The organism is Mesorhizobium sp. KACC 23794 (assembly GCF_052180275.1).
Classification (GTDB): domain Bacteria; phylum Pseudomonadota; class Alphaproteobacteria; order Rhizobiales; family Rhizobiaceae; genus Kumtagia.
The window spans coordinates 6,102,306-6,115,878 of record NZ_CP197465.1 but is presented as its reverse complement, the minus strand read 5'-3'; the positions used below and the strand labels follow the sequence as shown (position 1 = coordinate 6,115,878).

The window sequence follows — 13,573 nt, the reverse complement described above, 5'->3', positions numbered from 1 at the left end:
TTTGTTCGGATCGCTTTGCCGAAGCGTATATTTTTCCCTGCCATGCCTGTTCCCGGAATTCCCGCCCAAGTTTTTCTGTCCGTGATGATCGAATTCCATCCACGAATTCAACTACGGACCGACGGGGCCGGCGCAGTTGACGTTTGTCAACCAATGGGCGAGCGCGCTTGGTAAAGAATGATTTAACAACAGACATATCAGATCGGAACTGGAACGATGCAGATCCAGTTTTCAAGAATAGCGAGACTTCACAGGTACTTCTCCAGATGGGCGTGGTTCGGGACGCTGGAGATGACCGCTCTGCTTTTCGCGATGGCCGCTGTCGATCACGCTCATTGGCTTCCGTTCAGACTGACACAACTACAGCCGCATCCGTACTGGATTCCGGTGGTTCTGGCCGCATCCTGCTACGGTCGGCCAGCCGGGTATTTCGTCGCAATCTGCGCTACCATCCTCGACTGGTTCCAATTTGCCGATCATCCGGACTTCTATGATTTTCTGGTGGCGAGTTCCAGGAACGCCATTCTCTGGCTGATTGCCGCTGCCGTGCTTGGCCGCTTCCGCGAGCGGCAGGTAGAGCGCCGAAGAGAGGCCGAAGAAGCTCGCGACCAGCGCACGGAAGAAGCGCGTGTCCTGGCCGAGCGGTGCCGTGCGCTTGCGCGGGAGGCGGCCGATCTCGAGCGCCGCATCGCTTCTTCCGGCGCATCGGCCGCCGGCTCTGTCCTGGAAGTCTTCCAGAAGGTGCTGCGGCTTTCCGGTGAGCGAAGCATCGATGGTTACAAACAGGCGCTTCATCTGCTGATCGGCGCCAAGGAAATAGACATCTATGTCCCGGACGGGTCTGGCTGGATTGCCCTGCCGGACTCGGGGGAGATCGTCCCGGAGGTCGTGCCTGGAGAGGTTTGCGACGCCGTCGCATCATCAGCCAACGTGCTTTCCTCTCTCCGTCCCGCCGATGCCGAGTTGCTGAATGGATATGGGGCGATGGCCGCCTGTGTCCGGGGCAAGGACGGCCGGCCGGTCGGCGTGGTCTTCATCGGCGAGGTCGACCCTGCCTGCATGACCAGCGCGGGAGAGGCAGCAATTTCACTCGGAAATTTCATCCTCGGCTCCCGCTATCTCGAGACAGAGACGCCTGTTCTGGAGGAAAGCCGTACACATCCGAAGATTCAATTGAAGGTCGTGAACAGTGAAGGCGCGAGGGGCCAATCGCAGTCATGAATATTCAGGGGAACAGTGAAATCAAACTCCCGCAAGCACGCGGGTCTATCTTCATACTCGTAGGCGCCGTCCTGGCGTCGGCGTCCGCTGATATCCTGCTGATCGCGGCCGGTTTGCAGAATTTGGCGCCGCTGCCGGTCCTCCTGGCACTGCATATAGGCATCGCGCCTTTCATCTGGCTGGCCACCCGGAATTGCGATCCAACCCTGTCTGCCATGGCCGTCATCGCCAACCTTGCTATGGGGCCGGTAGGCGCGTTGGGAACGCTGCTGCTTTGCGCTTCTCTGGCCGGCAGCAAGTCTCCCGCGAGTTCGCTGGCAGACTGGCACAGCAAACTTGCGAAACCGTCCCAGGTCGACCTGTCCCAGCGGCTTTCGCAGGCGATCAGCGAAGGCCGTATGCTCGAACCGGGCGCTACCAACCCTGCGAGTTTTCAGGACGTCTCCCAATACGGATCGATTGCGCAGCGCCAGACGATGCTGGGGCTGGTTTCCCAGCGGTTCGATCCGGGCTTCAGCGAGATTCTGCGGCAAGAGTTGAGGAGCGAAGAGGCCGCCGTCAGGGTGTCGGCGGCGGCAGTCTTTTCCAAATTGCGCGACAAGAACCGGCTGCAGATGGGAGCCGGCAAGCCGCTGCCGGATGTGCTGACTCCCAAGGAGGCGCAAGATCGAGGAATTGCCCTGGCGCGCGGCGTCAAAAGCGGGTTGCTCGACCCTGCGGATCTCACCGCCGCACGTAATAAAAGCCTTGACCTGCTCCAGCGCGCCCGTCCTCGCGCGACAGACGCCGACGAACTGGAAGAGGTGATTTGCACTTTGCTGTTTGAAGCAGGGCATCACGACGCGTTGCAGGAGCGCCTGACGGCAATTGACACCGGACAGTCTGCAGTCCTTCGCAGTCTGCATGCGCGCCTGCTGATGAAGGCCGGACGGATGACGGAAGCGGCTGAGGTGATCCGGCGCCGCCAGGGGAACTCGGTGCGGCTGAACCTGTCGCGGCGTGCGGAGGGCGACCACGCGTTATTGTCCCTTGGGCATGGAGACGGACAATGACGGCCGTTGGCATACCTGCGTTCGACCGAATCCCGGGGCAGGAGACTGACGTCTGCCTGATCGTGGAAGGGTGCTACCCGCACATTACCGGCGGCGTTTCTTCCTGGCTCGACTGGCTGATGCGCAATCTGCCGCAATGCAGCTTCTCCGTCGTATCGCTGGTTTCGGGTGACGAGGTGAGGGCGAGCAAATATACTTTCCCGCCAAATCTGCTGCGCTTTGCCGAGATCAATCTGAAAGGGCCGCCGAAAAAGGCGTTCGCAGGTCATTTTAAAGCGAACGCCGAACTGGCGGAAGCCTTCGCCGAACAGCTTACCCGGTTGCTCCAGCAGGGTGGCGCCGACGTGCTTGGCGAGGTGCTTTCTATTCTGGATCGCTTTCCGCGCTGCCCGACATACCATAACCTGACCCGCTCCGAATTCGCGTGGCAGGTTGTCTGCAGCATGTACCGGCGGATGATGCCGGAAGCATCGTTCATCGACTATTTCTGGGCGTGGCAATCTCTGGTGGGCGGCCTCTTCTCGACGCTCTTGTTCCCTCTGCCTCCAGCCCGGAACTACCACGCAATCTCCACCGGCTATGCGGGGTTGCTGGCAGCCCGGGCGGCGGTCGAAAGGGGCGCGCGTGCGATCGTTACCGAGCACGGCATCTATACCAATGAACGCCGCATCGAAATCCTGACCGCGGATTGGATCGAAGACACGATTGACAACGGCCTGGCGGTCGAGAACAGGCGCAAGGATCTGCGCGATCTCTGGATCGATACTTTCGAGAGCTATGCGCGGACCTGCTACGATGCCTGCGAGAAGATCACCACCCTCTACAGCGACAACCAGAAGCTTCAACTCGACATGGGCGCCGAGTATGGCAAGCTGACGGTCATCCCGAATGGCATCGACCTTAAGCGCTTCGGCTCGCTGACACCGGAGCCGACGGCCCGGCCGACGGTGGCCTTGATCGGGCGCGTCGTTCCGATCAAGGACGTCAAGACCTTCATAGCTTCGGCCCAGGCCGTGCGTGACGCCGTTCCTGACGTGTGCCTTCTGGTCCTCGGGCCGCTCGATGAGGACAAGGAATACGCCGACGAATGCCGGGCCATGATCGAGGACATGGACCTCGAGGAGACGGTCGTCCTGGCCGGCCGGGTCAATGTCCTCGAGTGGCTGCCGAAGATTCAAGTCATGGTGCTGAGCAGCCTCAGCGAAGCGCAGCCCCTTACCGTACTCGAAGCAGGCGCCGCGGGAATCCCCTGCGTGACCACCAACGTAGGCTCCTGCCGCGAGATCCTGCACGGAACGGCGGACGAGAATCCCGCCTTTGGCATGGGCGGAATCGTCACCGATGTTGTTGCCCCGGACCAGATTGCGGAGGGCGTGATCAAGCTGCTGCGCGACGACCAATTGCGGCGTCAAATGGGGGAGAACCTGCGGGCGCGCGTACACAATCTCTATTCCTCGGAACTCTCCCGCGACGCCTACGCAAGGCTCTACGGACAGGCTGAGGGCCGGGAGGCGGCAAGATGGCAGGCATAGGCTTCGTTCTTCGGGAGCTGGACCGGCGGGATACGATTACGGGATCGATCTCCTCGGCAGGTCACGGAATGATCGTCGCGGCCGGCCCGTGGCTCTTCACGGTCGTGTCGCTCGCCCTCATTCATCGCGGCACTTCGACGGCGCTGACGTCGGATGAGAGCTATGGCTTCCGAAGCCTCGTCATGTACGCCTTCGCCATATCGCTCCTGGCGACGGCGCCTTTCGTCAACGTCGCTATCCGGCTCGCCTCCGATGACATCTATCGGCAAACCTTCACCAGCGTCAGGGCTCGCTTCCTGGCGGCGTTGTTTGTCGGCAGCCTGGCTTCGGCGGCGGCGGCGCTGGCCATTCACATCTTAATCTTCGGGCTCAAGGGCAATGATCTTGTCCTTGCAGTCTGTTCAACCGCGATCGTCGCGCTGATCTGGCCGACATTGGCCTTCTGCGGTGCTGTTCGCGACTACAAGGGCATCACGACCGGCTTCAGCGTCGGCATGCTGGTTTCGATTCTTGGCACGATCTGGATCGCGCGCCAGGGTTTTGGCGCCGCGGCCATGATCGGCATGTTCCTGCTCGGCTTGGCGATCGTGTTTTTCGCCCTTGCCAGCCGCATCCTGCTCGCCTTCCCCGATCAGGTAGGAGGACTGGCAACGAATTTACTGGAACTGGTAACGGGCTTGCGCCAGCACTGGATGCTCGCCGCAGGCTCTCTCTTCGCCATCGCGGCCATATGGGCCGACAAATGGATCATGTGGGTCGGGCCCGACCAGGTGGTCCTGTCCAACGGGCTGTTCAGCGCGCCTGCCTATGACGGAGCGATGTTCCTGGCCTATCTCGTCATGATCCCGGCCCTCGGCCTGTTCGTGACGGCAATTGAAACAACCTTCTTCGAGGACAGCCGGCGTCTCTTCGACGCGATCCAGGGCCAGGCCCCGCTCGGGCGTATCGAACGGTATGCGCGTGACCTCGAGAAGCAGACCTACCGCATGGTCTACCGCGTCCTGATGACGCTGGCTGCCTTCTGCGCGGTGTCCATCCTGCTGTCGCCAGTGCTCGTTCCGATCGTCGGGCTGCAGTATCATCAGCTCGGCATTTTCCGGCTGGGAATCCTGGCGGTCTTCTTCCAGTTCATGTTCGTGGCGGCCACGTCGATCGTGCTGTTTCTCGACCGTCAGGCGAGATTCCTGACGCTTCAGCTCATCTTCTTCGCCACACAGGTCGGCTTCACGCTCATGACCATCATCCTTGGCCAGGAATATTTCGGCTACGGGCATCTTCTGGCCTGTGCCTTCAGCGCCTTCCTCGCCATGGCCGTCCTCGACCGGACACTCGGCAATGTCGTGTTCCTCTCTTTCGCCACTGCTTTCCGGCGGCCAAACGGCGCCACTATCCCCGCTACGGCAAGGAAGAAAGTGGCCAATAATCCCATCAGGCTTGAAGAAGAAGTAGTGCCCGTATTGCCAGTCCTGCAGTCTGGTCCGCTCCTGCGGCCATAACGAACCTTGGAGGATTCAACATGACTACCGTATCGAAAAATTTCAAAACTCAACTTTCGGCTTCAACTTCCATATGCGCCGCTGCTGCGGCGGCGTTGCTGCTGTTCTGTCCCCCAGCTCGCGCGGCGGAACCGCAGGCTGCCCCGGTCGAAGGCACGGTCGCTTCCGACACGGTCGGCGCGATCACACCGACCACGAGGGGAACTGGCGTTGGGGAATCAGCCGCCAAAGCTGTCTCGGGCGAGGAACTCATGATCGGCGACAAGGTCCGGGTGAGCTTCTTCGAGCAGTTCGACCTGGGACAGGGGGCCGATGCAGGGCTAACCACCGACGCCAGGACGTTCTATCAGCGGCTCGACCTGACAGGCGAGCATGTGGTCGGCGCGGACGGCGAGATCAGCATTCCACTGCTCGGCCGCTTCAAGGTGGCTCAGGAAACACCCGAAGAAGCGAGCGCCAAGATCATCCAGGCCTATGACGAAATCATGGGCCGAACAGGCCAGGTCGATATAGCCATACTGGAGCGCAAACCGGTGTTCGTGACCGGGATCGTCAAGGCGCCGGGCTCCTTCCGCTTCGAGCCCGGCATGGTGGTGCTCCAGGTCATCGCCCTGGCCGGCGGCTATGACCGGGGCGCCGAGGCGGCGGCCCGTCTCCTCGAAGCGCAGCGCGAGCGCGAGCGCCACGCCCAGGCGGTCGACCGTCTGCAGTGGCTGATCGCCAAGCGCACCCGCCTCATGCAGCAACACGATGCGACGGGGAACGGCGTACCGGAGAAGCAGACGAACGCAAACGACGGCGAGGACATCAACAAGGCGATGGAGGGGGAGTTACGCCTTCTGGATGCGGAACTGGCTGCAAATTCGGGAGCCGACGGTCTTCAGAAGGCAAGGCTTGCCTACGCCCATGGCCAGGTGGAGACACTCAAGACACTCATGGATCGGCTGGGACGGCAGATCGACGTACGATCCGAAAGGCTGCGGGTTCTGCAAACGGTGCAGGGACGTGGTTTCTCGACGCTCGAAACCCTCTGGAATGCCCAGAAGGACGTGAGCGATCTTCAAATGCAGCATGAACGTCTCGTCGCCGAATTCGCGTCCGCCAAACACAACGTGGTCCAGGCGGAAGCCGAAGGCGAAAAGCTGGTAACGGATCGCCGCGTGCAGATCGAGCGCGAGCTGGCCGATATCGAAGAGGAGATCAATCAGCAGCAGACCATCGTCGACGCGTCCGAAAAGATGATCGCGGCGCTCGAGACGGCCACCTCTGGTGCCAGGATGGGCGAGCCGCTGCGTGTGAGCATACTGCGCCGCACGCCCGGCAAGACCGAAATCATGAAGGCCGAGGAGACGACGGATTTGTTCCCGGGCGACGTCGTGAAGGTCGAGGTCGTGTCGGGAAGCGACGCGGCGATCGAATCAGCCAGCGCGCTCTGACACCGTGATGACGCAGCTCCGACATATGCTGAACTTGACGCGGCGGGCAGTCCTGGCCGGGCTGCTCCTCCCCGTGGGGTTGGCGCGGAGCGGCGACGCCTCCATGCGTGCCCTTCCTGCAGCCAGGCAGAAATCACGCGACGCGTTGATGAAGGTCACCCATTGGGGCTGCCAGTATCAGAACGTCGACCTGGAGGCCGTGGCCCGATCCGATCTCGACCTGATCGTCCTCGATCCCAGTCTCAATGACGATCTCGGCCGCTTCGTTACCCAGAGGGAGTGCCGGTCGATCCAGAAGCGAAGCGACGGTTCCCGGCGCGTCGTACTTGGTTATCTCTGCGTCGGCGAGGTCGGTACCAACCGCTGGTACTGGCCCTCGGCCTGGCGCAAGAACGTGCCCGACTGGGTAGGACCGGAAAACCCGAACTGGGCCGGCGCACGCAGCGTCCAATACTGGAACGCGGGGTGGCAGGACCTGGTGTTCGCCGGCAGCGACTCCATGCTGGATCGCATCATGGATGTCGGGTTCGACGGGGTATTCCTGGATCGCGTCGACGGCTACGGCGATTGGGGGATGAAGCCGGAGGCGCTGGACGCGATGGCCGAGCTGGTCGCCAGCCTCGGAGAAAAAGCGCGCAAGCGCGATCCGTCGTTTATCTTGATGACTCAGAATGCCGAGCACATCCTTCATCACGCCAATCTGGTCGAGGCCATCGACGCGCACAGCAAGGAAAGCCTGCTCACCGGCCTTTCCGGGCCGGACACATTGAACCGGCAGGAAGACGTCGACTGGAGCCTTGGATATCTGCAGCCCCTGCAGGGACTGGGCATTCCAACATTCGCCACCGAATACATAACGAAGCCCGAGCTACGGACCGAGACCGCGCAGCGCCTGACCGAGCTCGGCTTCAAGCCTTTCTTCGGCACGCTCGGGCTGGACCGTCTGCCCGGCCAGGATGCGACCTCCAGGACTTGACGCGAGCATGGCAAACTCCCTTCGCATAGCTGTTTTCGGTCTCGCGTTCAGGAGCGTGCAACTGGCCTTGCTCGTTGTTGCCGGCTTGCTGATGGTCCAGGGAACGGCCGCCGCGGAGGCGGTCAACCGCCGCATTCTCGTGGTCTATGACAGCACCTTCGAAACGACGTCGGCTGCGACGCTCGTCCATTCGAAGGCGGAGATGCCGCTCAACCATCTCGGCTATATCCTGGACTACGTCGATGCGACCAAACCCCTGCCGGACCCGGAAAGCCTGTCGGGCTATGCCGCGGTCTTTACCTGGTTCACGTATGACGTAAGCCGCCCAGGTGAATATATGGCCTGGGCAAGGCGGGCCGCCGGAAGGGGTGTTCCCTTCATCATCTTCGGCCAGGCGGGTGCACCGGCCACGCCTCGGTACCTGTCATCGATCAACAAGCTGCTCGGCCCTATGGGCATCGCCTATACGACCAATTTCGTCGAAGCGACGGGCGGGACGAGCGTGCTGGTCAGCGACGCTTCGGCAATCGGATACGAGCGTCCGCTGGGAGCCATATTCCCGAGCTATCCGATTATCCGCCGCGTAGCGGCGCATGCGGGGGTGCTGCTCGAAGTCCAGGCGCCGGAGCGCGAGCGGCAGGTTCGCAGCGCGCTCGTGACGGCAGGCCCGAAAGGCGCGTTCATTCCATCGGGTTTCAATCTTTATGTCGATCCCTCGCACGGCCGGACGCAGTGGATCGTCAATCCCTTCACGATTTTCAGGAAAGTGCTCGGCGCCAGCCCCTTTCCGGTCCCGGACACGACAACCGTGTCGGGACGCCGCCTCTACTTCAGCCATGTGGACGGGGAGGGATGGAACGACGACGTCGAAATGGACCGCTATCGCAAATCGAAGGCGCTCGCGGCGGAAGTCATGGCCAAGGAATTCATCGAGCCTTATCCAGACCTGCCCGTCACGGTCGGGCTGATCGCGTCCGATCTCGATCCCGCCTTCGGAGACGGCGAACGGGCGGCCGCGGCGGCGCGCCACATCCTATCGCTTCCCCAGGTGGAGGTGGCGAGTCATTCGGCTACAAGTCCTTTGGTGTGGTCCTTCTATGAGAACTACAGCCGCGCCGAAGAGGAGAGGCTGATGGCCGGCACGTCGGACGCCGGCGGCTCCGACAACTGGCTGAGCGCCGTGGGAGTGGCGTTCGGCATCGTCCAGACGACCTCCGACATCGAGCGCAACCGCGCGCTGTACCTTTCGGGTGAGCGCGCGCTGCCTCGCGCCTATCTGCGCGATCCCTTCTCGCTCGGGACGGAGGTGCTGGGTGCCGCCAAAACGGCAAACGGGCTCGCTCCCGAAGGCAAGCAGGCGACGGTCTATACCTGGACCGGCGATGCCATGCCGTTCGAGGCGGCCGTGAAGGCGTCGCGGCTCGCCGGACTCCGCAATATCAATGGCGGCGGCTCCCGCTTCGACACCGATCATCCATCGATGAGTTATGTGACCCCGATCGGACGGCAGGTTGGGGCCGAGCGCCAGATCTATGCCGTCGACGCCTCCGACAGCGGCTTTGTCGACGACACCAAAGCAAACTTCGGTGCATTCTCGGCACTCAAGGCCACGCTGGAAGCGACGGAAAGCCCGGTCCGGCTGAAAGGTGTCGATCTTTATTATCATGCCTTCGCCGCGAAGACGCCGGCATCGCTGAAAGCGGTGCGCGGCCATCTCGACTGGGCGCGCGGAGCCGATCTCGCGCCCATCACCGCGTCCCAGTATGCGGCGATCGCCGACGGGTTCTTCTCGACTCGCCTGGAGCAGGCCGGCCCAGCCAGGTGGCTGGTTTCCAACCGGGATGGACTGCAAACGGTGCGTTTCGACAATGTCGCCGGCCGATCGGTCGACATTGGCAACAGTACCGGAGTGGTCGGCAGCACGCGCTACCAAGGCTCGATCTATGTGGCGCTCGACGCAGCGGTTCCGCAAGCGCTGGTTTCGCTACGGCCCGCACAAGCCGTGGACGACACGGTGGCGGACGCGACCCTCGCTCAACTCGACGAAGCGAACTGGATGGTGCGCGATGTCGAACGCGAGACGTGCCGGCTGAGCTATTCCGCCAGGGGATACGGCGCCCCACAGTTCTTGTGGAAGGACATCGCGCAGGGTGGCTACCACATCGAGGCCAAGTTTGGCACCGACGTGGTGTGGCAGGCCGAAGTGACTGTCGATGGCGACGAAACTCTGAAAATCGAGCCTCCCGGGCTCGGAATGGGCCCCTTGGACTTCACCGTAAGTTGCGTGAAGCCTTCGCCGGAGAAGGCGTCATGAACAGGCTACCGGTCATCGCTTCTTTTGTCTGCGCAATGGGCGCCGCGGTCGGCGGCTACTTCATGGTCCCGGGCGAGGGCGAGCGGCTCGCCATGCTGGTGCGTGACGGCCAGGGCGAAATAGCGCTGGAAAAGGCCAACGATCTGTTCGCACGCGGCGTCCGCGATCCGGCACTGCTTCTCCAGGCATTCTTTCTCAACCAGCGCGCCGGCGAATACGACCGCGCCTCCGAGATCCTCGACGCCTATCTGAAACAGCGTCCCGACGACGCCGTGACGTGGCGGGCGCTGGCCGAGGCCTTCGAGGCGTCCGGACAGTCCGAGCAACTCCGGAACGCGCTCGAGAATGTCGTCAGACTGACACGCGATTCGGCCTCAGCCAGCCAGCTCTCGGCCATCTATCGTCTCCGCGGCGACGATGAAAACGAACTGCGCGTGCTCGGCATGCCGGAGGCAGCGGGCCTCGCCGAGGCCGATGCGATCCGGCTTGCCCATCTGCTCGCGGTGCGGGGCCGATCGTCCGAGGTGGCCGGCATCCTGGGACCCCTTGACGGCAAGGCGCCGGGACTTTCCGATGAGGGCCGCATCCAGCTCTTTACGGCGCTGCTCGACCGGGGGGAATTTACCAAGGCCGTGGACCGGGCGCTCGTATGGCAGAAGGACAAGAAGCGCCTGGCACTGCAGGACGTCTTCGTCGGCTATCTGCTGCGCACGGGCGCCGACGAGGAGGCTCTCCGGCTTGCGACCAGCCGGGAATCCATCGACGACGCGAAGTTGATGGCGCGCGTTGCCCAGCTCCTCTCCGACAACGGCCGGTATGACCTCGTCGAGCGGGTCGTGCGGGAATGGCTTGCCTATGCCCAGAAGCTGCCGGTCGACCAGCTTGACGCCTACCTTGCGGAGGTTGTCAACATTGCCCGCGCCAAGGGGGCGGGCAACAGGCTCTTTGGCGATTTGCTCACGACCATGGCGCGACATGGTTCTCCCGAGGTCGAGGCGAGCTTTGCCCAGACCATGTACGATCAGTTGGGTTACGTGGGCATCGCACCGTTCCGCTATGCCATCGGCCCGCGCGTCCTGCTGATCAGGCCGGTTTTCGCGGCGCGCCTGTTTACCGTGGAGCGGAATGCGCTGGCGGCGCGCCGCTTCCTGATGGCCACCTACTTGCCCGACCAGCAGGCGAAGGCGCGGTTCGAATGGCTCGCCATGGCACAGGAGATGCTGTCTCCGCAGGAACTGGGCTCCGAGCTCGCGCGCCGCGCCCAGGCGGGAGCCATTCCGCCGGAGATGAAGCGGGCGATCCTGGACGCCATGCCGCGCGATGGCTCGCGGCAGCAGACCATGGCGGTCTGGCAGTCGTTTTTCGACACCGGCAAGCCGAATTTCGAGGCGTTGCCGAAACCGAACGGACCGAGAATAAACTGACGCGAAAGCCTGATGAAGGCGTTTTTCAATTCCCATTTTGGTCTTGATGTACCAAATCGGGAAAAAAGGATTGCTTTCAAGCCGCCAAGAACGAATTGCGCCTCGATCACAATAAAACCCGTTCAAGCCATGGCTGGCATCGCCACGTCTCGCGGGTCATACTCGACTTCGCGATGATGGTCGCGACCTGCCGTCGCGCAAATGCGTGTTCTGCGAACCCAAAAAACGATATGCAGACCAAAACGCTGGAGCGACAAATGATCTGCTGGTCGATCCAGGAAATCCGACGGATTGCGATATGCCTCGCGCGCCGGCGCATCATCGCGCAGCTAGATCGCGCGCTTTGTCAAATAGGGCGAAACGGTTGGCGGCCGCCCGTCGTTGACGCCGGGGCCATACACCGATAAATCCTAAAAGCGCCAATAATTGCAGCAGCATAGCAGCTTATGCTGGCGGAGAGAGCGGGAAACTCTCTCCCATCATGCTAGACCCCTTGTATCCCTTGACTTTCAGGCACTCTAGGCCGATCTCTGGGGCACCAACGTGGGGCACCGGGGGTCGAAATGGCAAGCCAAACGCAATTCCTTGAGTGGCACGGACAGCAATGGCGTGTTCGCGTTAAGGTCCCCGCCAAGCTCCGCTCCGTCATTGGTCGCGGCAAGCTCATTGTGCCCTTGCATACGGCCAACCTCAAGGAAGCCAACGAGCGCAAATGGGCGCAAGTGCACCGGCTCAAGGCAATCATCGCCACCGCCGACCGCGCTGTCACCGCCAAAGACCCCATTGAGGCAGAAGCCCTATTGCATCGGCTCAGCGCAAGCGATGAGGGCACCGTCTATGCAATCGGCCTCCGGGCGGAGCAAATCGAACAGGCTCAGGGTTTGGCTGCGGCGACGGCGTTTGCAGACTTGGCGAGTGGCAGGGTGACCCCGTTAGACCACCATCAGGCCGATTTCGTGAGCCACCAAGCCTACCGGATGAAATCGGAGGGCGACTTCACACGGGCATTGGGTTGGCTCTCCGCTTGGCTCCGCGATAGCCATGCTGCGGTGGCCATCGAAGCCGTGGGCCGCAAGGAGGCCGGAAGGTTCATAGCGGAAAGCCTCACGGTCGGCCGTAGCGCGAAGAAGGCAACCTCCTATCTCGGCTTCCTCCGCCAATATTGGAAATGGATGGTCGAGAAGGGGCACGCTACCGAAAACCCATGGGCTGGCCAAAGCCTCCCAACGTCGCCGCGTGGTCGCCGCGATGCGCTGCGTGATGGAGGTAAACGCCCCTTCACGGATGCGGAGGTGGTGACGCTGCTATCCGGCGATGCGGACCCCTTGCTTGCTGACCTAATGCCGCTTGCGGCGCTGAGCGGGATGAGGGTGGAAGAGATATGCCAGCTTTACGTATCTGACTGCACGGACGGCAGTTTCAACGTGTGGGCCGGCAAGACCGACAGTGCCCGCCGCACCGTCCCAATCCATAGCGCCCTGGTTGCGCTCATTGAAAGGCGCACCAAGGGGAAGGCTCCTGGGGACTATCTGTTTGACGAACTCCCGCCAATCCCAAAATCCCGTGAGACCCGCTCCGACCCCGCCGTGAAGCGCTTCACGCGATACCGCCGTGACGTAGGCGTTGATGAGAGACCGAACGACAAGAAGAAGTCCAATGTGGATTTCCACTCCTTCCGCCGATGGTTCATCCGTAAGGTCCGCGATGCCCGGCTTGCAGGGGTACAAGGGTTTGACGAGTGGACCCTCACGTGGGTGGTAGGGCACATAGACAGTGACCGTCCAGAATCTCTTGACCTCAGTCAGCACGGCTATGCGGGGGCTGATGCTGAAAAGGCTAAGCAAGCCTTAGTGGAGGCCGTTAAGCTGCCTCAGGGTGCTCTGCCGACACGGCAGCCCAACACCAAACCTAGGCTCCGACGAAAAGGCAACATCTTTACTGCTGCGTAGCTTCGCGAACTGCAACAGCTCTTTTCCCCACTCCCGCCTCATGGTTCTGCAAAATCTCACCCTGATGCTGGCCTGACATTCGACCCCATCTGTGCCCAGAAGAGGATTGCGCTCGTGACGCCTCTTCGCATTGATTTCTAATGGAAATTTGGCCTTTTGTCGAGGGGCTGTAA

The 13,573-nt window shown here is 62.0% G+C and carries 9 protein-coding genes and 1 pseudogene; all 10 read left to right on the top strand.

Annotated elements, in window-relative coordinates:
• The first annotated feature begins 291 nt into the window (after positions 1-291).
• The 10 genes and pseudogenes from ACSBOB_RS29700 (at position 292) to ACSBOB_RS29655 (ending at position 13,400) form a co-directional block, all read left to right on the top strand.
• Positions 292-1,221 (top strand): hypothetical protein, encoded by a 930-nt coding sequence (locus tag ACSBOB_RS29700; protein WP_442579615.1) that lies wholly within the window; start codon positions 292-294, stop codon positions 1,219-1,221.
• Entirely contained in the window at positions 1,218-2,273 is a 1,056-nt protein-coding gene (locus ACSBOB_RS29695; RefSeq protein WP_442579614.1) for a hypothetical protein, read from the top strand. Before ACSBOB_RS29700 ends, ACSBOB_RS29695 begins: the two co-directional genes overlap by 4 nt.
• The gene (gene pelF / locus ACSBOB_RS29690) at positions 2,270-3,805 is read left to right on the top strand and encodes a GT4 family glycosyltransferase PelF (RefSeq protein WP_442579613.1); all 1,536 of its coding nucleotides are present in this window, start codon (positions 2,270-2,272) and stop codon (positions 3,803-3,805) included. The genes ACSBOB_RS29695 and pelF overlap by 4 nt, the downstream gene beginning before the upstream one ends.
• Positions 3,793-5,301, top strand: coding sequence for an exopolysaccharide Pel transporter PelG (gene pelG, locus ACSBOB_RS29685; protein WP_442579612.1), 1,509 nt, complete (start codon positions 3,793-3,795; stop codon positions 5,299-5,301). Before pelF ends, pelG begins: the two co-directional genes overlap by 13 nt.
• A 20-nt stretch (positions 5,302-5,321) precedes the next feature.
• Positions 5,322-6,737: a polysaccharide biosynthesis/export family protein gene (locus ACSBOB_RS29680; RefSeq protein WP_442579611.1), complete on the top strand. Its 1,416-nt coding sequence runs from the start codon at positions 5,322-5,324 to the stop codon at positions 6,735-6,737.
• A gap of 25 nt (positions 6,738-6,762) precedes the next feature.
• Positions 6,763-7,713 carry an endo alpha-1,4 polygalactosaminidase gene (locus tag ACSBOB_RS29675; RefSeq protein WP_442579610.1) on the top strand — a complete coding sequence of 317 codons (951 nt, stop codon included), beginning with the start codon at positions 6,763-6,765 and terminating at the stop codon, positions 7,711-7,713.
• A gap of 7 nt (positions 7,714-7,720) precedes the next feature.
• On the top strand, positions 7,721-10,027 hold the full coding sequence (locus tag ACSBOB_RS29670; RefSeq protein WP_442579609.1) for a hypothetical protein: 2,307 nt from the start codon (positions 7,721-7,723) through the stop codon (positions 10,025-10,027).
• Positions 10,024-11,451 carry a tetratricopeptide repeat protein gene (locus ACSBOB_RS29665; protein ID WP_442579608.1) on the top strand — a complete coding sequence of 476 codons (1,428 nt, stop codon included), beginning with the start codon at positions 10,024-10,026 and terminating at the stop codon, positions 11,449-11,451. Before ACSBOB_RS29670 ends, ACSBOB_RS29665 begins: the two co-directional genes overlap by 4 nt.
• 65 nt (positions 11,452-11,516) lie before the next feature.
• A pseudogene (locus ACSBOB_RS29660) lies at positions 11,517-11,654 on the top strand (IS701 family transposase); the annotation flags it as partial.
• A 360-nt stretch (positions 11,655-12,014) separates the two neighbouring features.
• Positions 12,015-13,400, top strand: coding sequence for a tyrosine-type recombinase/integrase (locus ACSBOB_RS29655; RefSeq protein ID WP_442579607.1), 1,386 nt, complete (start codon positions 12,015-12,017; stop codon positions 13,398-13,400).
• Positions 13,401-13,573 lie beyond the last annotated feature (173 nt).